This is a genomic window from Sphingomonas sp. AOB5 (genome assembly GCF_029433115.1).
In the GTDB taxonomy this organism is placed as follows: domain Bacteria; phylum Pseudomonadota; class Alphaproteobacteria; order Sphingomonadales; family Sphingomonadaceae; genus Sphingomonas.
The window spans coordinates 87,736-106,900 of the sequence record NZ_JARNTV010000009.1 but is presented as its reverse complement, the minus strand read 5'-3'; the positions used below and the strand labels follow the sequence as shown (position 1 = coordinate 106,900).

17 protein-coding genes are annotated in these 19,165 nt (G+C 65.8%); 1 reads left to right on the top strand and 16 read right to left on the bottom strand.

Annotated features, from left to right (window positions below; all coding sequences use genetic code 11):
- From P1X14_RS06455 to cofH, 11 genes are all read right to left on the bottom strand, one after another.
- Window positions 1–663, bottom strand: a 663-nt coding sequence (locus P1X14_RS06455) for an SDR family NAD(P)-dependent oxidoreductase (protein WP_277314500.1), incomplete at its 3' end; no start/stop codon positions are given.
- Entirely contained in the window at window positions 663–2,006 is a 1,344-nt protein-coding gene (locus P1X14_RS06450; RefSeq protein WP_277314499.1) for a Rieske 2Fe-2S domain-containing protein, read from the bottom strand. The genes P1X14_RS06450 and P1X14_RS06455, both read right to left, overlap by 1 nt.
- Before the next feature lie 13 nt (window positions 2,007–2,019).
- The gene (locus P1X14_RS06445) at window positions 2,020–2,745 is read right to left on the bottom strand and encodes a dienelactone hydrolase family protein (RefSeq protein ID WP_277314498.1); all 726 of its coding nucleotides are present in this window, start codon (window positions 2,743–2,745) and stop codon (window positions 2,020–2,022) included.
- A gap of 25 nt (window positions 2,746–2,770) precedes the next feature.
- On the bottom strand, window positions 2,771–4,945 hold the full coding sequence (locus P1X14_RS06440) for a TonB-dependent receptor (RefSeq protein ID WP_277314497.1): 2,175 nt from the start codon (window positions 4,943–4,945) through the stop codon (window positions 2,771–2,773).
- Between the two features lie 123 nt (window positions 4,946–5,068).
- Window positions 5,069–6,250 (bottom strand): beta-ketothiolase BktB, encoded by a 1,182-nt coding sequence (bktB, locus tag P1X14_RS06435; protein WP_277314496.1) that lies wholly within the window; start codon window positions 6,248–6,250, stop codon window positions 5,069–5,071.
- An 11-nt stretch (window positions 6,251–6,261) separates the two neighbouring features.
- The gene (locus P1X14_RS06430; RefSeq protein WP_277314495.1) at window positions 6,262–7,044 is read right to left on the bottom strand and encodes an SDR family NAD(P)-dependent oxidoreductase; all 783 of its coding nucleotides are present in this window, start codon (window positions 7,042–7,044) and stop codon (window positions 6,262–6,264) included.
- On the bottom strand, window positions 7,031–7,624 hold the full coding sequence (gene cofC / locus P1X14_RS06425; RefSeq protein WP_277314494.1) for a 2-phospho-L-lactate guanylyltransferase: 594 nt from the start codon (window positions 7,622–7,624) through the stop codon (window positions 7,031–7,033). The genes P1X14_RS06430 and cofC overlap by 14 nt, the downstream gene beginning before the upstream one ends.
- Window positions 7,621–8,553 (bottom strand): 2-phospho-L-lactate transferase, encoded by a 933-nt coding sequence (gene cofD, locus P1X14_RS06420; protein WP_277314493.1) that lies wholly within the window; start codon window positions 8,551–8,553, stop codon window positions 7,621–7,623. Before cofD ends, cofC begins: the two co-directional genes overlap by 4 nt.
- Window positions 8,550–9,320 (bottom strand): coenzyme F420-0:L-glutamate ligase, encoded by a 771-nt coding sequence (gene cofE / locus P1X14_RS06415; protein WP_277314492.1) that lies wholly within the window; start codon window positions 9,318–9,320, stop codon window positions 8,550–8,552. Before cofE ends, cofD begins: the two co-directional genes overlap by 4 nt.
- On the bottom strand, window positions 9,313–9,969 hold the full coding sequence (gene npdG / locus P1X14_RS06410) for an NADPH-dependent F420 reductase (protein WP_277314491.1): 657 nt from the start codon (window positions 9,967–9,969) through the stop codon (window positions 9,313–9,315). The genes cofE and npdG overlap by 8 nt, the downstream gene beginning before the upstream one ends.
- Window positions 9,966–12,296: a 5-amino-6-(D-ribitylamino)uracil--L-tyrosine 4-hydroxyphenyl transferase CofH gene (gene cofH, locus P1X14_RS06405; protein WP_277314490.1), complete on the bottom strand. Its 2,331-nt coding sequence runs from the start codon at window positions 12,294–12,296 to the stop codon at window positions 9,966–9,968. Before cofH ends, npdG begins: the two co-directional genes overlap by 4 nt.
- Window positions 12,297–12,447: 151 nt before the next feature.
- Here cofH and P1X14_RS06400 point away from each other — a divergent pair, with 151 nt between their 5' ends.
- Entirely contained in the window at window positions 12,448–13,239 is a 792-nt protein-coding gene (locus tag P1X14_RS06400; protein ID WP_277314489.1) for an SDR family oxidoreductase, read from the top strand.
- Here P1X14_RS06400 and P1X14_RS06395 read toward each other — a convergent pair whose 3' ends face one another.
- The 5 genes from P1X14_RS06395 to P1X14_RS06375 form a co-directional block, all read right to left on the bottom strand.
- Entirely contained in the window at window positions 13,240–14,100 is an 861-nt protein-coding gene (locus P1X14_RS06395) for a CmcJ/NvfI family oxidoreductase (RefSeq protein WP_277314488.1), read from the bottom strand.
- Between the two features lie 29 nt (window positions 14,101–14,129).
- A complete protein-coding gene (locus tag P1X14_RS06390; protein ID WP_277314487.1) occupies window positions 14,130–14,975 on the bottom strand; it encodes a CmcJ/NvfI family oxidoreductase in 846 nt (281 codons plus the stop codon).
- 86 nt (window positions 14,976–15,061) lie between these two features.
- The gene (locus P1X14_RS06385; RefSeq protein ID WP_277314486.1) at window positions 15,062–16,573 is read right to left on the bottom strand and encodes a malonyl-CoA synthase; all 1,512 of its coding nucleotides are present in this window, start codon (window positions 16,571–16,573) and stop codon (window positions 15,062–15,064) included.
- A 20-nt stretch (window positions 16,574–16,593) separates the two neighbouring features.
- The gene (locus P1X14_RS06380; RefSeq protein ID WP_277314485.1) at window positions 16,594–17,916 is read right to left on the bottom strand and encodes a malonyl-CoA decarboxylase; all 1,323 of its coding nucleotides are present in this window, start codon (window positions 17,914–17,916) and stop codon (window positions 16,594–16,596) included.
- A gap of 11 nt (window positions 17,917–17,927) precedes the next feature.
- Window positions 17,928–19,145 (bottom strand): serine hydrolase domain-containing protein, encoded by a 1,218-nt coding sequence (locus tag P1X14_RS06375; RefSeq protein WP_277314484.1) that lies wholly within the window; start codon window positions 19,143–19,145, stop codon window positions 17,928–17,930.
- Window positions 19,146–19,165 lie beyond the last annotated feature (20 nt).

Sequence of the window (19,165 nt, the reverse complement as noted above, 5' to 3'; positions counted from 1 at the left end):
GGGACAGCCGGGCTGCGTGCCGCTGGTCGCATGGACGGTGCGGCGGCGGATGCCGGCGGTCGGCTCATACGCGTCGATATGCCGCGGCGACTGGCGCAGCGAGCTGCCCGCCCAGTCGGTGCGGAACGGCCCCGGCTCGACCAGCAGCACACGCAGCCCCAGCGGGACGAGTTCCTTGGCAAGCGATTCCGACAGGCCCTCGACCGCGAACTTGCTGGCAGCGTAATAGCCAGATCCGGGGAAGCCCGCGAAGCCGCCCGCTGACGAGATGTTGACGATCGTCCCCCTGCCCCGCGCGCGCTGACCCGGCAATACCGCGCGGATCAGCGCGGCGAGACCGAAGAAATTGGCGTCGAACAGCGCGCGGATCTCGTCATCTTCGCCCTCCTCGACCGCGGCGAGATAGCCGTAGCCGGCATTGTTCACGAGCACGTCCACCGCGCCGAAATGCGCCTCCGCCCGCGCGACCGTCTCGCCGATCTGCACGGCATCGGTCACATCGAGCGGCAACACCAGCAGCCGCTCATGCGCCAGATCGCCCAGCGCCGCGGTATCGCGCGCCGTTGCCACCACGCGATGGCCGCGCTCCAGCGCCTGCTCGACGATCTCGCGCCCGAAGCCGCGCGATGCGCCGGTGACGAACCAGACTTGTCCGCCCGCCATCACGATGTCGCCAGGAAAACGGGTTCGACATCCTCGAACGGATCGATATCGCGCCAGTCGGTATCCGCCGGGATCACCCGCGAATTGCCGCGGATGCCGGCATAGTCGAAGTCGCCTGCCGATTTCTGGCCCCAGATCTCGGTGCTGCCGTCGCGCAAGGCATAGGCAGCCTTGAGCAAGGTGCGGCGGGTCAGGTCGATGATCGTGTCGCTGCTGCCCAGATTGTCTTCGGTGCGATCTGTGATCGGCCCCATCGATTCCTGGATGATGAAATCCTCGTGGAAGCTGTGGCGGCCGATAAAGCCGGTCGCATGCCCGGCCTGCATCGCGTCGCGGTTCTGGCCCCAAAGGTTACGAACATCGCCCAGACCCGCGGCGAAATTGTCCGGATCGGGATCGGTATAGCGCCAGCGCTCCTTCGACGCCTGCTGATCGATCGGCTGCTTCGTGTTGTAGGTCATGAAATATTGCGCGGCCCATTCGTCGTCGAACGGTACCGAGATGCAGATGGTGCGGTCGTCGCTCTGGCGCGACGATCCGGGCAGGAAGGAATAATAGGGCGCGGCGAACATCCGCAGATTGCCCTGCCGACGCCCGTCGGAAAGGTCGCGGATCGCGGCTTCCTTGAACCCGAACGGCGTCACATCGAACTCGAACGACGGCGCCGGCGCTTCGATCAGCCGCTGCACCTGTGCCTCCCGCGCTTCCTTGCCGCCGGTGAAGAAGGTCTCCTTGAACGAACTGCGGTGCAGCTGGCCCAGATGCGCGCTGTCGAGCACGGCCTCCATTCCCTGCACCCAGTTGCAGTGGAACAGGCCGACGCGGATATCGACCTGATCGTCGGGCAGCGAATTGAACTCATAGTCGGGGAATTCGGGCGGCTCGATCCCTTCGCCGATGAACGCCCAGATCAGCCCGCCCGCCTCGCGCACCGGATAATGGCGGACCTTCACGCCCTCGGCGAACTTGGCGGCGCAAGCCGGCGGCTCGGTCGGCACCTGTTCCACCTTGCCGCCCACGCCGATCTTCCAGCCGTGGAACAGGCAACGCAGGCCCTCGCCCGAATTATGGGCGAGGGCCAGGCTCGCGCCGCGATGGGGGCATCGCTCGCGCAGGAAGCCGATCTTGTTGCTCTTGGTGCGATAGGTGACGAACAACTCGCCCAGCAGGCGGATGCGAACCGGCGCTCTGTTGGGCTCGAGCTTCGCCGCGCGCACCACCGGGTGCCAGAAGCGGCGGAGATATTCGCCCATCACCGTGCCCGGCCCCACGCGGGTGAGGTCCTCATTCTCCTGCCGGGTCAGCGGTTTCGGATATTCCGGTTCGATCGCCTGCTGGTACATCACGCCCCTCCGCTCAGGCCGCCAGCGCTTCGCGTGCCGCCACCGGGGCAACCCGATCGAGGAAGGCGAAACTGCGGTTGTGGGCACGCACCGCTTCGATGCCGTCGAATTCCGGGCGGCCCGGAATGGCGAAGCCATGGCCGATCTCGGGATAGAAATGGATCTCTGCGTCTTCGCGGTCCTTCAGCGCATTGACCGTCTTCGCGAACAGCCGCTCCTCGGCCACCGCGTCGTTCTCGGGGAAGTGGAAGATCCAGGGCTGGGACACGCCGTCCGCGCGGTCGAGCGCCAGCCGGGCGGGGAAATAGGCCACGCCGAAATCGGGATCGAGCGCGCCGCCGACCGTGCCGGCAAAACCGAGGATCGCGCCGAATCCGAAACCGAGAATACCGATCGGCCCCTCGACTTCCGGCAGATCCTTCAGCGCGCTCCAGGCCGAGGGAATGTCATCGGCCACCTGATCGCCGCCGCCGATATCGGCCAGCGCCTGCACTGCGATCGCGCGGTCGGCATAGGCGAACACCGTGTCGCTCGCCCGGCGCCAGAAGAACACGTCGGGTGCCAGCACGACATAGCCGCGCGAGGCATAGAGATCGGCCAGCCCCTTGATGTCGGCATTGGTGCCATAGACTTCCTGCAACAGCAGGAGGCCCGGGCCGCGGCCCGACGGGGGAAGCGAGAGATAGCCGGTGAGCGTCTTGTCGCCGTCGGTCTTGATGGTGAGGGTACGCGTGGTCATTGCCGGAAACTCCTGGCTGGGGGGATCAAAAAGCGTAGCGGGCGGAAACCGTGACGATGCGCGGCTGGCTGTAGCCGACGACATCGACGCCGATGGACGGGGTCAGGAAGTGCGGACCGACGATCTCGGTCTTGTCGAACAGGTTCCGGGCGAGCAGCTGGAAGGTCCAGTGCTTGTCTTCGGTGCGATAGCTCACCCCCAGATCGACATAGGCCTGGGGTTTCAGCTCCGTCGCCGCGGTATTCGCGGAGTCGAGAAAGTTGGCGCTCTTGTAATCGACATTCGCGGTCGCGGTGACTTCGCCTGGAATGCCGAGCGGCACGGTGACCTCGAGCCGCGACCCCAAAGTGAAGCGCGGCGCCAGCGGGAGCCGGTTGCCGGTAAAGTCCGAGGCCGCAGCGCCCGTGGGATTGGCGAAGGAGTCGAACCGGGTCTCGAGCCACGCCGCCGATACCGACCAGCGGATCGCATCGACCGGCGCAAAGGTCGCTTCCGCCTCGACGCCATAGGTGTGTGCGGCGCCGGCATTCACCACCACCTGACCGTTGATCAGCACGCCGCCGATGGTCGGATTGGTGATGCCCGCCTGATAATCCTTGAAGTCGTTGTAGAAGGCCGAGATGCTGCCCTGAAGCACCCGGTTCGGCGTGCGGCCCTTGAACCCGATCTCGTATGCGGTGACCGATTCCGGCGAGACCGCGATCGATGCGATCTGCGCGGTGCCGGCGGCGCGATTGAACCCGCCCGACTTCGATCCGCGGGTAAAGCTCGCATAGCCCATCAGATAGGGCGAGAAGGTGTAGTCGACCGCGATCTTGGGCGTGAACCCGTCCTGCGTGTCGGTCAGCCCGCTGACCGAATAGATCAGGCTGGTCCGCGCGCCGGTGACATTATTGCGGTACGACAGGTTGGTGAAGCTCTGCTTCTCCTTGCCGTAACGCAGGCCCGCGGTGACGCGCAGCGCATCGGTGATGTTGTAGTTGAGCTGGCCGTAAATGCCCCAGCTCTCGACCTTCAAATGGCTCTCGATCTCCGAATAAGTGGCCGAGCGCCAGGCGAAGCGATCAAAGTCGAACTTCTCGTTCTGGTAGATCGCGCCCAGCGTGTAGGTGAGCGGACCATGGTCGCCAAGCAGCTGGAATTCCTGGCTGAACTGGCGGCTCTCCAGCGTCTGCGACCAGCCGAACCGGTCCTCGGGCGTGCCGTCCCAGTCCCATGGCGAGGGATCGTCCTTCACCGTGCGATAGCCGGTGATCGACTTGACCGTGATCGCCGGGCTCAGCTCGCCGGTCAGGTGCAGCGTAAGGCCGCGCCCGTCGCGGTTCAGCCGCGTGTCGGTGTTCGCATAGGTGCGGCGCGGATCGGGCGTGCCGTAGTTGAGCGGGATGCCCAGCGCATTGTCCGAATCATCGAAGGTGGCGTCGGCCGAAAGCACCGCAGTGAAGCCCGCCGCCGGGGTCAGCTTCAGCTTGGCGCGAACCTGGTCGGTATTGAGCGAATCCACCCAGCGCCCGGTATTGGCGTTGAAGGTATAGCCGTCGCGCTGGCGATGGGTGACGGCGATGCTGCCCGCCAGCAGCCCCTCGACGATCGGCGCCGAGAGATAGGCCTGGGTGCGGAAGCTGTTGAAGCTGCCATATTCGGCGAACACAGAACCGGTGACCTGATCGCCCGGATCGCGCGACACGATCTTGATCGCGCCGCCGCTGGTGTTCTGGCCATAGAGCGTGCCCTGCGGCCCGCGCAGCACCTCGATCCGCTCGATATCCGGCAAGTCGAACAGCGCGTTGCCGAAGGTGCGCGGCACATAGACATCGTCGACATAGATGCCGACCGCGGCCGGCACGCCGGGATCGGTGGTGCCGATGCCGCGGATGAAGACCGACTGCATGTTCGCATAGGAATTGGGCAGGTTCAGCCCCGGCACATGGCCCGACAGATCCGCCAGCGTCTCGATCCGGTCGCTCTGCAGCGTGTCCGACGTAACGGCGGACACCGCCAGCGGCGTCTTCAGCAGGCTGGTCTCGCGCCGCTCGGCAGTGACGACGATCTCGACATTCTGGTCCTCGGGAACCGGATCATTGTCCGGCTCGCTCGCCAGCGCCGGTGCCGCCCAGGCCAGCAGCGCAGTTGCCAGCGGGGCAATCAGGAAAGCGTCGGAGAAGCGGCGGCGACCGGAACGGGTGTGACGTACTCGCAAGATATTTTCCTCGAAACCTCCCCCCATCGAGGAGTCTCGAGGATATTCCTATTGATTTGATGGGAATTCAACGGAGCGGGACTGAACCGTCGGTTTAGTATTTCTGGCGCCAATGCACCCAGCTCACTCCACGCGTTCGATCACCATCGCGATCCCCTGACCCCCACCGATACACATCGTGATCAGGGCATGGCGGCCGCCCGTCCGGGCCAGCTCGTACATCGCCTTCACGGTCAGGATCGCACCGGTCGCGCCGACGGGATGCCCCAGCGATATGCCCGATCCGTTGGGATTGACCCGTTCGGAATCGAAGCCAAGCACGGCCGCCACCGCACACGCCTGTGCCGCGAACGCCTCGTTCGATTCGATCACGTCGATCTGGTCGAGCGTCAGCCCTGCGCGGGTGAGCGCGATCGGAACCGCGTGGATCGGCCCCAGGCCCATCACGCGTGGCGCAACGCCGGCATGCCCCCAGCCGAGGATCCGTGCCATCGGCCGAAGCCCGTGTGCGGCAACCGCCTTGCCCGACGCCAGCACGACCGCGGCGGCGCCATCATTGATCCCACTCGCATTGCCGGCCGTGACGCTGCCGTCCTTGCGGAACGCCGGGCGCAACGCGGCAAGGCTTTCGACGGTGGTCTCGGCGCGGACATGCTCGTCGATCTGGAATGGACGCGTGCCCTTCCGATCGCGGACTTCGACGGGCAGGATCTGACGGTCGAACCGCCCCTCAGCCTGTGCCAGTGCCGCGCGGCGATGGCTTTCCGCCGCCGCGGCATCCTGCGCGGCGCGATCGACGCCATGTTCCTCGGCAACATTCTCCGCAGTGATTCCCATATGGAATCCCTCGAACGGATCGCTCAGCACCTCGATCATCGCATCGACCATCGCGATGCCGCCCATCTTCTGTCCGAAGCGCGCAGCCGAAACGTGATGTGGCGATCGGCTCATGACCTCCGCGCCGCCGGCCACCGCAACATCGCATTCACCCAGCGCCAGCATCTGCGCCGCCGAAACGATCGCCTGCACGCCCGATCCGCACAGCCGGTTGAGCGTCAGCGCCGGCGCCTCGACCGGAATGCCCGCATTGATCGCCGCAACACGCGCCAGATAGGCATCCTTGGGAACGGTCTGGATCACCTGTCCCATCACGACATGTTCGATAGCGGCGGGCGTCAGCCCGGCGCGGCCGATCGCTTCGGCGATGACGCTGGCACCCAGTTCCGCCGGGCTGTGATCCTTCAGGCTACCGCCGAACGCGCCGATCGCGGTTCGCACGCCGGAGACGATATAAACCGGTTCCATCACCATTCCCCTTACCGCGGCGCCATGCGCAGCGCGCCGTCGAGCCGCACCGTGGCGGCGTTCATGTATCCATTGCCCAGCAGGAACAGGACGGCGTCCGCATATTCCTCCGGCAACCCCAACCGCTTCGGAAAGGGCACGGTGGCCGCGAGCGAATCCTGCACATTCTGCGGCAGCCCGGCCAGCATCGGCGTGGCAAGGATGCCGGGCAGGATCGTGTTCACGCGAATGCCTTCGTTCATCAGGTCGCGCGCGATCGGCAGGGTCATGCCCTTCACCCCGGCCTTCGAGGCGGCATAGGCAGCCTGCCCGATCTGTCCGTCCTCGGCAGCGACCGACGCGGTGTTGACGATCGCGCCACGTTCGCCTCCGTCAAGCGGATCGAGCGTGAGCATGCCCGCCGCCGACTTCGCGATGCAGGCGAAGGTGCCGATCAGATTGACGTTCACCGTGCGCGCAAAGGCCGCGATATTGTGCGCAAGCGCCGCGCCGGTGGCCTTGTCGCGGCTGGCGGTCTTCTCGCCGGTCGCGATACCGGCGCAATTGACCAGAATACGCTCCTGACCATGCACCGCGCGCGCCTTGGCAAAACCGGCATCGAGCGAGGCTTCGTCGACGACATCGACCTGACAGAACACCCCACCGATCTCCGCTGCGACCATGGCGCCACGCACCGGATCGCGATCAAAGATCGCCACCTTCGCTCCCGCTGCAGCCAGCGCCCGCGCCGTGGCTTCACCCAGCCCGGACGCCCCGCCGGTCACGACCGCCGGAACAGTTTCATCGATCCCCATCCAGCATCTCCCATTGTCTATCCGTCACTATAGTCCGCCAGCCGCGCCGCAGTGCTTCGTCCAGGTCTTCCGGCGTGTCGATGTCGAGCATCAGGCCGGACCGGCTGACCAGCTGCGCAGGTGTCGCGCGGAGATGGAGCCGCAGACTGTCCGGCCCGAAGGCGAAGCGCCCCACCCAACAGGGTGATGCCGCAATCGAATTGGTACCTTGGCCATGCCGGTCCGGCGCGAGCGCGGCGCCTTGGCCTGCGGACCCGATCAAGGCCGCGACATCTGCGGGCGTAAGAAGCGGGAGATCGGCGTGCATGACGAGCAACGCCTCGCCCGCGAGATCCGCACGTGCGGCCTCCAATTCGACGTTCAGTCCACGCCCGCGATCCGGACGCCAGTCGCGCCCGCTAACGGGAATCGGCGAAAGGACGATCACCCTGCCGATCGCGGGAACGGAATCCAGAACCTGCAGGACATGTGCTGCCATCTGCTCGCTCAGCGCAATGCGCGCCGCCTGCGGTAGTCGCGCGGCCAGCCGCGACTTTCGCTCGGGCGCGGACTTGAGCGGCACGATTGCCGTCCACATCATGCGCCCGCTCCGATCGAACCCGCGAGTTCAAGCGCTGCGGCGGCGACACGGATGCGGTCTCCGGTTTCCGGCATCAGCGTGTCGGTGCGACCGATCGCCAGCCAGCCGGGGGCGGCATCGTCACCATGCACCAGCAAGCCATCGAGCATCGCGCCATAGTGTCGCGCAATCGCTTCGTTATCGATCGGCACGCCCAGTTCGCGCATCAGTTTCGCGGTCGGCCCCTTCACCGATGTGCCGCCGACGATGGGCGAAACGGCGACGACCGGCGCACGCGCGTCGCGCAGCGCCTTCGCGATACCCGGCACCGCGAGGATCGGATCGACGCTGAGATAGGGATTCGACGGCGCGATCAGGATCGCATCCGCAGCATCGATCGCCGCGATCACGCCCGGCGCAGGTATAGCCGCTTCGGCACCCTGAAACGAGATGCGCTCCGCTCGCGGCTCGCAGCGGAGCCGCACAAAATAGTCCTGAAAGGCGAGGTCACCGGCATCGGTGAACAGCCGCGTGGCGATGGTATCGTCGGTCATCGGAAGCACGGCGGGCTGCACGCCCCAGCGGGCCGCGACCTCCCGCATGATGGCGCTCAACGGCTCACCCTGCGACAGGCGCTGCGTACGCCAGACGTGCAGTGCCACATCGCCATCGCCGAGCGCAAACCAGTCCTCGCCGCCAAGTTCGCGCAGCGCCGCCATGAAGGCCCAGCTCTCGCCCGCACGGCCCCATCCCTGCTCGCGATTGGCCTTGCCTGACAAGGTGTAGAGCAATGTGTCGATATCGGGCGAGACATGCAGTCCGAGGTGCCGGAAATCGTCGCCCGTATTGACGATAGCAGTCAGCGCGCCGGAAGGGACGATGTGCATCAGCCCCTCGACCAGCTTGGCCCCGCCAACCCCGCCGGTCAGCACGACGACGCGCCCGGTCACCGGAACAGATCCTCTTCCAGCGGGCGAACCAACGCGCTCGCCGGGCAAGCTGCGGGCGTCCATCGATAGCCGCGGATCAGCACCGCCGGGATTCCTTCGGCGCCTTCGCCCGAGACCAGTGCGGCGGCGGTCGCGAGCATATCGGCCAGTGCGATCTGGGTGACTTCCAGCGTTCGGCCATCGCGGTCCTGGTCGCCGCGGCGGTCGATCAGCGCAGGTAGGCCCGCCACGCCGATCGCCACGCCCACCACGCCGTGCCGCCAAGGGCGCCCGAAGCTGTCGGAGATCACGACCGCGGGCCGGACTCCGGTCCTGTCATGCAGACCGTCCGCTATTCCAGCGGCCGAACAATCGGGATCGATCGGCAACAACAACACGCGCTCGGTGTTGCCCGGCCCGATATTCGACCGGTCGATCCCGGCATTGGCCATCACCAGCCCGAGCCTGTGCCGGGTGACGAGAACATTCGGCACGGCGCGAACGACTGCGCTCGATTCCCGCAGGACCAGCTCAACCAGCCGTGAGTCCTTGCGCGTCGTTTCGGCAAGCGCGATGGCCTCCGCACCGGGTTGGATCTCGTCCAGCGAAACGAAGCGGCCCTCGGCCTTCGACACGATCTTCTGCGTCACCACGACGATATCGCCGTCCGCCAGCGCGCGGCCACTCGTCGCAATCGCGGTAGCGAGCAGCGTGGGCAGATCGGCTCCCACCGGCACTTCGCCGATGCCGGTCAGGGGTATGATCTCGATCGCTAAGGGTTCAGGCATCCGGATCGGTCAGTTCGCCGGTGATGCGGATGCCGGCACCATCGACCTTGTAGGTCTTGTTGAGGAAGATCAGCACCGAGGTCATCGCTTCCGCCGCAGCCGAATTCTCCAGCGCGCCGCCATGCAGGCCGCGCAGACCCGCGGCTTCGGCGAGTCCGATCACGACAGCACGGTCTCCCTTGTCCGCGCCGAATACCAGCACGTCGCAACCGACATCCTCATCGCGCGCCAGCTTGTGCGCGGCGACGTTGTGGAACGCCGATACGACGCGGACGCCATCGCCCAGCAACGCCTGCGCGCGGACCGCTGCCGATCCTTCGGGAGGCAACTGGACACGCATCACCCTGGGCGGCACCAGCGGGACGGTTGTATCCACCACGATCTTGCCCGCGACATGCGGCGCGATTGCGCGAAGCGTCGCTTCTTGGGCAGCAAACGGCACCGTGACGATGATGATGTCACCAGCAGCCGCCGCTTCGGGATTGGCCATTCCCAGCATGTCGTGCCCGGCTTGCGCAGCCATGTCCGCCGCCGCTGCCGCATCGCGCGATCCGACGACCACCTTCACGCCGGCACGCGCCAGCCGCACGGCCAGCGCTGCGCCAAGCTGCCCCGTCCCGCCGATCACCGCCACCGTTCCGATGCTCATGCGAAGACCCTTTCTCTCTCGATGTGCGGCGCGACCGTGCCGTACAGCGTGGTGCGCTGGCGCAGTCGGCGACCGATGCCGGCGGCAAGTGCCTGCATATCGACCACGCCCAGACCCTGTCCGTTGACGCCGCCCGCGGCACGCGTGATCGATTCATCCATCAGCACACCGCCCAGATCGTTCGCCCCGGCGTTCAGCATCGCCGCAGCCCCGTCCCGGCCCATCTTGACCCATGAGACCTGAATGTTGGGGATCAGCGGATGCAGCGCGATTCGGGCAATGGCGTGCATCAGCATCGCCTCGGCATAGGTAGGCCCGGACCGCGCCTTGCCCTTGCGCCAGATCGGCGCCTCCATGTGCACGAAGGGCAGCGGCACGAACTCGGTGAAGCCGCCAGTCTCGGCTTGCAGGTCGCGGATACGGAGCAGATGGCGCGCCCAGTGCCGATAGCCGTCGACATGGCCGAACATGATCGTCGCGGTCGTCCGCAGCCCAACCCGGTGCGCAGTACGCGCAACGTCGAGCCATTCGTCCGTGGTGACCTTGTCGGGGCACAGGATCGCGCGCACTTCGTCGTCGAGTATCTCCGCGGCGGTGCCGGGCAGGCTCGACAGGCCGGCATCCTTCAGCCGCGCCAGATATTCGGCAAGCGGCAGACCCAGCGTCTGCGCGCCATGCGTCACTTCGAGCGGGGAGAAGGCGTGGATATGGATGTCCGGCGCCGCGGTGCGGACCGCCGCCAGCACCCCCAGATAGGTGTTGCCGTCATATTTCGGATGGATGCCGCCTTGCAGGCAGACTTCGGTCGCCCCGCGTGCCACAGCCTCCGCCGCGCGCCGTCCGATCTCGTCCCGGTCGAGCTGATAAGCGGGTCCGCGCAGATCGCGGGTGCCGCCCTTGGAGAAGGCGCAGAAGCCGCAGCGATACAGGCAGATATTGGTGTAGTTGATGTTGCGGTTGACGACATAGGTCACCGCATCCCCCACCGCGTCCCGCCGGAGCCGGTCGGCGAAATCGGCGATTTCCGCGATATCGTCGCCTTCGCTGCGAAACAGCGTGACCAGATCGTCCTCGTTCAGTCGCTCGCCCGCACCGGCCTTGGCCAGCAGCTCGCGCACCGCCTCACGCCCCGGTCCACCACCGATCGCGGGCACCGCATCGCCCCGGCCAGCGCACCAGTTGTCCGCACGTGCCAGCCCTTTGCTGTCGATCGCCCGCCGGATGCGCGGGGCAATCGCAGGATCGGCCCAGCGCTCGACGTCGAGCGCATGGTACGGCCCGATCGCCAGCCGCTGCCGCAAGGTCCGGCCCGCAGCGTGGGTCGCAGCTTCCAGCGCGGCGAGGTGCGGCCAGGGCGCTTCGGGGTTGACGTGATCCGGCGTGACCGGAGACACGCCACCCCAATCATTGACGCCTGCGCGCAGCAGCTTCGCAAGGTCGTCGGGCCGGTGCAAGTTGGGCGGTGCCTGGATCGTCATCTCTCCGCCCAGCACCAGCCGCGCGGCGGCAATCGTCCAGCAATGCTCGTCGATATCCGGTTCGGTCAGCCCGGCCATCTTCGTACCGGGCTTGGCCCGGAAATTCTGGATGATGACTTCCTGGATATGACCATAGGTGCGGTGCAGGTCGCGGATCGCAACCAGCGCCTCGATCCGCTCTGCCCGGGTCTCGCCGATGCCGATCAGCAGCCCGGTGGTGAACGGCACCTGTGCCGCGCCAGCCGCAGCGATGCTCGCGAGCCGTGCCGCGGGCGCCTTGTCGGGCGATCCGAAATGCGGGCCACCGGGCGCGCAGAGTCGCTCAGACGCGCTTTCCAGCATGATCCCCATCGATGCCGAAACCGGGCGCAGCGCGGCATAGTCCGCCGCCGCCATCAGCCCGGGATTGAGGTGCGGCAACAGGCCGGTCTCGTCGAGCACAGCGGCAGCCATGTCGCGCAGATAGGCGAGCGTGCTGGCATGGCCCGACCGCTCCAGTGCCGCGCGTGCCGCGGGATAGCGCGCCTCGGGCTGATCGCCGAGCGTGAACAAGGCTTCGCGGCACCCCGTAGCCACACCGGCCCGCGCGATCTCCAGCACCGCCTCGCGGTCGAGATAGGGGGCCGCCACTTGCGACGGCGTGGTCGCGAATGTGCAGTAATGGCAGACGTCCCGGCATAGCCGGGTCAGCGGGATGAACACCTTGCGCGAGTAAGTGACGACCGGCCCATATGTGGCCAGCGTCATCGCTTCTGCGCGGGCGAGCAGTTCGTCGAGCGGCAGTTGCTGCACCAGCTCCGGATCGCCGTCGCGCTTCACCATGGCTGGCCAATACTCCTTGCCCGACATGCATCGGCGCGTTCGCAACACCGGGCCGAACGGCCCTTGCCGCTGCCCTCTCCCGCAGTTCAGATGAGCCGATCCCGATCCTTAGTCAACATTAGTGTTGACGATTTTGAAAGGGCCGGGCAAATCGCCCGAAAGCGTATAGGAGAGCGGCATGTCGTCAGCGTCGGAAACGGACCTTCGGTCGAGCGACCTCACCGGCAAGGTGGCGCTGGTGACCGGCGGCGCGAGCGGCATCGGCGAAGCCACTGCGGAACGCTTCGCGGCGCTGGGTGCAACCGTCATCGTCGCCGACATCGCCGAGGCAGCCGGACAGCGGGTCGCCGAGCGGCTAGGGGCGCCGCATCGCTTTGTGCGGCTCGACGTATCCGATCCCGCTGCATGGAAAGCGCTGGCGGCAACGATCGACGCACTCGACATCCTGTTCCTCAATGCGGGCGTGATGGCACGGCCGGTCGGTGCGCCGATGTTCGACGATCCACTCGATTGGGTCGATCCGGCCAAGTTCCAGCGGCTGGTCGCCGTGAATATGGGCGGCGTGCTGTACGGCATTCATGCGTGCCGAGGCCTGCTGGAGCAGCGCGCCGACGCCACCATCCTGGTCACTTCGTCGGTTGCCGGGGTGCGCCCCTATCTGGCCGATCCGATCTATTCGATGACCAAGCATGGCCTGATCGGCCTTGTCGGATCGCTGGCACCCGCGCTCGATAAGCGCGGCGTCCGCATCGTGACGGTTTGCCCCAGCGGGATCGAGACCGGCATGGTGCCGCCGGACGTGCACCAGAAGCGCAGTTCCGACCGCAGCTTCGCGCCGCCATCGCACATGGCCGGATCGATTGTCGAAATCTATCAGCGCGCGCAGCCCGGCGAGACCTGGCTCGGCCGGTCGAACCTTGCGCCGCAGCTCTATGTGCCGACGCCGGTGACCGACACCGCGGGTCTCTGACTATTCGAAGAAGGTGTAGACCCGCGTCTCGACGCTGTTGCGTGGTGGCGCGTCGGTTTCGAAGGGATCGAGGATCGCGGTGTGCACCGGGCGCACGCTGCGATCGGTCAGGTCGATCCCCTTCCACACCAGCAGATCGTCCCTGCGCAGCCGCGGGAAATAATACCAGCGATGCGCGGGATTGGCGGTGCAGAGATAGAAGGTGTTGAAACCCGGCTTCGAATTTTCCTGGTAGCGATCCGAAATCGACTCGACCAGGTCCTGCTCCGCCACCGTACTGCCGTCAGCGAATGCCAGATTGGTATCCTGCCCCGGCCCCGAAAGTGCCCGCCAGGTCTGATAGATGCAGATGCGGCGATAGCGCTGGAATTCGGGCAGGGTCAGGTCGATCCCGCGCTCCGCCATGCGCTCACCCACCGTGTCATAGGTGAAGTCCATATGCGCGCTCAGGCCGGGCTGGATCGACCCCGCCTCGCCCGAGAAGCGGGTGAGCGGCTTTTCCACCACGATCGCCCTGTCGGCGCCGGTCAGCCCGATGATCAGCGCCTCGATCTCGCGCGCATAGGCACCGGTCAGTTGATCGGAATCGCGGAAATCGCCGACGCGTGTTTCATGCCGCACCACCACAAAGCCTTCGCGGTCGAGCGACAGCCCCGATGCGATCGGCCAGCCATTCTCGATCCGCACCGGCGTGGCATCGACCGTGAAATTGCGATTGCTCAGATCGGTCATCGCCGACCAGGGCCGCTCGGTCGTCGGGTGCAGATAGTTGATGGTGCCATCGATCGCCGGGCGCTCCCTGCGAAACGCGTCCTCGGCGGACAATTGCGGGCCCGGTTCGAGCAGGTGCGATTCCGGCATGACGAAATCCTCCGATGCGATGTGTCGGGTCAGTCGCGAAAGAAAGTGTAGACCCGCGTCTCGATACTGTCGCGCGGCGGTGCGTCCTGTTCGGTCGCGTCGATGAAGGCGGTGTGCATCGGCAGCATGGCGCGATCCGCCGGATCGAGTCCGGTCCAGACCAGCAGTTCGTCCTGCTCAAGCCGCGGGAAATAATACCAGCGGTGATCGGGGTTCGGATTGCACAGGAAGAACTGGTTGTAGCCCGGCTCGGAATCGAGGTGATAGCGGATGAAATCGGCTTCGATCGCGTCCTTCGCCGGCACCGAATGGCCATCGGCGAACGCCAGCGCCGATCCCTGCCCCGGCCCCGACAATGCACGCCACGTCTGGTAGACGCAGATGCGGTTGAAGTCGCGATATTCGGGCGAAGTCAGATCGATCCCGCGCTCGACCATGCGGTTGGCCAGGCCCTCATAGGTGAAATCCATATGGACGTTATAGGCGGGCTGAATCCGCGACCGGCCCGAGAAGCGCGTCACCGGCGTTTCGAGCACCACGGCCTTGTCGGCCCCGGTCAGTTCCTTGACCAGCGCCTCCATTTCGCGCGCATAGACCGACATCAGCGCGGCGTCGTCATGATAGTCGGTGATCGCCGACACATGCTTGCGCACGATGAAGCCCTGATCCTTCAGCGACAATCGCTCGACCATCGGCCACGCATTCTCGATTCTGACCATGGTCGGCTCGATCTCGTAATTACGCTTGGTCTGATCGACCACGTCCGACCAGGGCCGATCGGCCATCGGGCGGAGATAGTTGACGATGGCTTCGACCGATTTGGGGCCACGAAGCGCCGGTTCGGCGAGGCTCTGTTCCAGGGACATGACGGACATCTCTCCAACAGGCCACCGACTCCCCGCCGGCGGCAATAATTTTGTCAACTATAGTGTTGATTCGCGTCCAAATGCAACCGGAACGCTCACCCGAATGTACCCCGATAGGTATCGCGCAGCACGGTCTTCTGCACCTTGCCCATCGTGTTCTTGGGCAGCGCGTCGACGAACGCGATCCGGCGTGGCTGCTTGAAGCGCGCAAGGCTGTCCGCGAGTGCGGCGAGCAGTGCATCGGCGTCGGCAAAGCCCGGCGTGCGCGGCACAACGACCGCGACCACGCCTTCGCCCAGATCGGGATGCGGCACGCCGATCACCGCGGATTCATGAACCTGCGACAAGGCGTCGAGCGCCGATTCCACCTCGGCCGGATAGATATTGTAGCCGCCCGCGATAATCAGATCCTTGTCGCGCCCGACGATCGAAACATAGCCGCGCGGATCGACGAAACCGAGATCGCCGGAGATGAAATACCCGTTGCGGAATGCCTCCGCGGTCTTCTCCGGCATCCGCCAATAGCCGCCGAACACATTCGGCCCGGCAATCTCGATCACGCCGATCTCGCCCTGGGGCAAGACATCGCCAGACGCCGGATCGGCGATACGGATATCGACCCCCGGCAATGGCAGGCCGACCGTTCCGGCGATGCGATCCCCGTCATAGGGGTTCGATGTGTTCATATTGGTCTCGGTCATGCCGTATCGCTCGAGGATGGCATGGCCGGTCCGCTCCGAAAATTCGCGATGGATATCGGCGGAGAGCGGTGCTGATCCCGAAATGAACAGGCGCATATGCCGGGTCAGGTCGCGGTCGAACCCCGGCTCGCCGAGCAAGCGGATATAGAAGGTCGGCACGCCCATCATCGCGCTCGCGCCGGGCAGGGCCGCCATCACTTCGGCAGGATCGAATCCGTTGAGGAAGATCATCGATGCACCTGCCGCCAGCGTCACATTGGTGCCGACGAACAGGCCGTGCGTATGGAAGATCGGCAGCGCGTGCAGCAGCACATCGTCGGGGGTGAACCGCCAATGGTCGCGCAGCGTCAGTGCGTTCGACGCCAGATTGCCATGGCTGAGCATCGCACCCTTCGAGCGCCCGGTGGTTCCGGACGTGTAGAGGATCGCGGCAAGGTCGCCATCGTCGAGCGGTTCGGTATCGAACGAACCGGGATGGTCCGCGGCAATAACGCTCAGCGTACCCCCGCCTGCGCCATCGATGGTTTCCACCCGGACGCCCCCGACCTCGCGCGCCAGAGTCTCGGCGCGATCGCGGTGGGCGGGATCGCACACGAACAGCGCAGGCTCGGCATCGCGCAGGAAATAGTCGAGTTCGCCCGCGGTGTAGGCGGTATTGAGCGGCAGGAAGATGGCGCCCGCGCGAAGGCAGCCGAGATACAGCATCAGCATGTCGATGCTCTTGGGAAGTTGCACCGCGACACGATCGCCGACCTTCACGCCGGTCGTTCGCAGCGCATGGGCGTAACGCGCGGATTCCCGCTCGAGATCGGCATAGCGCATCGCGCCGCCATCGGCAAAGCGCGCGAAGATGCGCGATCGATCGGCGGGAAAATTCCCGCTCAGCGTGGTGAAGAGATTGGCCATGACGCTGTGACTTTCGACTTTCAGTTGGCGGGCAGGGAGAGCCCCACCTCGGATGCAGTCCGCCGGAACGGCGCGCCCGTCACCACCTTGTGCTGCTCCGCATAGAGTTCGTGGTTCTGCTCGATGCTCGGCAGGTCGTACAGATAATTGACCATCATCCCGGCGCTTTGCCGCATGCCCGATGGCGAGGCATCGGCCAGCCAGTGGATCGCCTCCAGCCTGGCACCATTACCGAGATGGAAGCGTGCTACGGGATCGAGCGGCCGCCCGCTGGCGTCACGAAGCTCGGCCAGATAGGCGGCGGCGCGATTGAGCAACCATGCGCGCGTCTGGCTCGCAACCGGCGCGAGATGCCAATCAGATGCCGCGATCAACTCCAGCCGATCGTCCCCGCTGCGATTCAGCCACGACATGAAGCCCGGGACCGGAGACAAGGTCACGAAGCGCTTGAGGCCCGGGAGCGCCCGCTTCAGATCCTCGGCCACCTGCTTGATCAGGAAATGGCCGAACGAGATGCCCTTCAACCCGGCCTGGCAGTTGCTGATCGAATAGAAGACGGCGGTATCCGCATCCTGAGCCGCCAGCATGGGGCGATCCGACGCCAGCACCTGCTGGATATTGCCGGGGATGCCGCAGGTGAGCGCCACCTCGACGAAGATCAGCGGCTCGTCCGGCATCACCGGATGGAAGAAGGCGAAGCAGCGGCGGTCCTCGGGGTCCAGCCGGTTGCGCAGGTCGCTCCAGTCGCGGATCAGATGCACCGCTTCATACTGGATCACCCGTTCCAGCAGCAACGCAGGCGAGCGCCAGTCGATCCGTTGCATCTGCAGGAAACCACGGTTGAACCAGGATTGCAGCAGATGCGCCAGATCGCTGTCGACGCCGTCCAGCGCGCCGTTCGCAGCCTTGAGATGGCGGATCAGGTCGGCCCGCATCCGCACCAGCGCCACGGTGCCGCCGGGCGGCAGGTTGAGCCGGCGGAACAGTTCCTGACGCGGAGATTCCACCGCGGCGGCCAGGGCCGGGAGCTTGGCCCGCCCTTCCTGATGATAGGCCTGCCATGCTTGCTCAAGCGCCGCCGGATCGGGATCGAACCGGTCGGCGAGCATATTGAAAAAGGCGAGGCGCTCGGCATCGTCACAGGCTTCATACAGCGCCAGCAATTCCCGTGCGATCGCGATCCCCGACGCCTCGCCGCGACGCGACAGCAAGGCGCTTGCCAGTGCTTCGAACGGCGGCTTCCGGGTCGGCGATTGCCGCAGGCCGATCAGCCGCAACAGGTCCGGCGAGCGACCGATCCAGCGCTGGCCCTGGCGGGACAGAAAGGACAGGACTTCGCTCATGCCGCCCTCCCCTATTGCGCCGGAACGTCGATCCCGAGCGAGCGATAGGTCGCGTCGGCAATGCGGCGCGAACGGATACCGGTCGAGATCGACCGATGCGGCTGGTTCATCGCATAGGAGATGGCGAGGCCATTGTCGGGATCGGCTACCGCCAGCGATCCGCCGAAACCGTGCGAGCCGAAGGTGTTCGGGTTCGGCCCGAAATAGGCCCAGGGCGGCGAGTTGATGATCGTGCCCATGCCCTGACGGATCGAGCGGTTGCCGACCGATTCGTGAAGGTTGTGCTGGATCGTCGTCATCCGCTTGCGACCCGCTTCGGAAAGTAGGGGATGATCGCCATAGCCCAGCACCGCGCTGAACATCCGCGCCATGCCGCGGGCATTGGCGTGCCCGCTCGAGCTCGGCACCTGCGACTGGCGCCAGGTGGCGCTGTTCGCCTGCGGCCCTGCCGGGAACTGCGCGCGCAGGCGGTCGGCATAGGGGCTGCGCGAGGTCTTGGGATCATAGACCGTGCCCTCGACGATATCGATGAAGTCGGCGCAGCGCGCTTCCTCGTCCGGTTTCAGCCCGATGAAGAAATCGGCTTCGAGCGGGCCGGAAACGAGTTCGCGGGCGACTTCGCCGATCATCTTGCCGGTGATACGGCGCACCACTTCGCCGACCAGAAAGCCCTGGGTGATGGTGTGGTACCCGGCCTGTTCGCCCGGCGTCCACAGCGGCGCCTGAGCCGCCAGCGCGGTGGTCATCGCTTCCCAGTCGAACACCGCACCCGGCCAGAGCTTCTCGGTCAGCACCGGCAAACCGGCGCGATGATCGAGCAGGAAGCGGACCGGCAGGTCCTGCTTCCCGTTGGCAGCGAACTCCGGCCAATAGGTCGCGACCGGCGCGTCCAGATCGAGCTGGCCGCGATCCGCCATGATGTTCGCGACGACACCGCACAGCCCCTTGCTGTTCGAACGTACCGCGACGATCGTGTCGGGCCGCCACGGATCGGTGCGATGCTCGTCGCGATAGCCACCCCAGATATCGACGACTGTCTTGCCATTCTCGATCACGCAGGCGCAGGCGCCGACTTCCGCAATCTCTTCGTCGATCTGGACGAAATTCTCGCGGAAAGCGTCGACGACCGGCGCGAAGCGCGGATCGCAATAGCCCTGGATCGGAAAGCTGAAGTCCACGCTATTCTCGTTGCGGATGGCGGGTTCGAATTGCTGGGTCGCATTGGACACGGGATATTCCTTGGAAGGCT

Excerpts from the sequence above, each read along its gene's own strand:
- P1X14_RS06450 (WP_277314499.1), bottom strand. The coding sequence starts at position 2,006 with ATGTACCAGCAGGCGATCGAACCGGAATATCCGAAACCGCTGACCCGG.
- P1X14_RS06445 (WP_277314498.1), bottom strand. The coding sequence starts at position 2,745 with ATGACCACGCGTACCCTCACCATCAAGACCGACGGCGACAAGACGCTC.
- bktB (WP_277314496.1), bottom strand. The coding sequence starts at position 6,250 with ATGGAACCGGTTTATATCGTCTCCGGCGTGCGAACCGCGATCGGCGCG.
- P1X14_RS06430 (WP_277314495.1), bottom strand. The coding sequence starts at position 7,044 with ATGGGGATCGATGAAACTGTTCCGGCGGTCGTGACCGGCGGGGCGTCC.
- cofC (WP_277314494.1), bottom strand. The coding sequence starts at position 7,624 with ATGATGTGGACGGCAATCGTGCCGCTCAAGTCCGCGCCCGAGCGAAAG.
- cofE (WP_277314492.1), bottom strand. The coding sequence starts at position 9,320 with ATGCCTGAACCCTTAGCGATCGAGATCATACCCCTGACCGGCATCGGC.
- npdG (WP_277314491.1), bottom strand. The coding sequence starts at position 9,969 with ATGAGCATCGGAACGGTGGCGGTGATCGGCGGGACGGGGCAGCTTGGC.
- cofH (WP_277314490.1), bottom strand. The coding sequence starts at position 12,296 with ATGTCGGGCAAGGAGTATTGGCCAGCCATGGTGAAGCGCGACGGCGAT.
- P1X14_RS06400 (WP_277314489.1), top strand. The coding sequence starts at position 12,448 with ATGTCGTCAGCGTCGGAAACGGACCTTCGGTCGAGCGACCTCACCGGC.
- P1X14_RS06395 (WP_277314488.1), bottom strand. The coding sequence starts at position 14,100 with ATGCCGGAATCGCACCTGCTCGAACCGGGCCCGCAATTGTCCGCCGAG.
- P1X14_RS06390 (WP_277314487.1), bottom strand. The coding sequence starts at position 14,975 with ATGTCCGTCATGTCCCTGGAACAGAGCCTCGCCGAACCGGCGCTTCGT.
- P1X14_RS06385 (WP_277314486.1), bottom strand. The coding sequence starts at position 16,573 with ATGGCCAATCTCTTCACCACGCTGAGCGGGAATTTTCCCGCCGATCGA.
- P1X14_RS06380 (WP_277314485.1), bottom strand. The coding sequence starts at position 17,916 with ATGAGCGAAGTCCTGTCCTTTCTGTCCCGCCAGGGCCAGCGCTGGATC.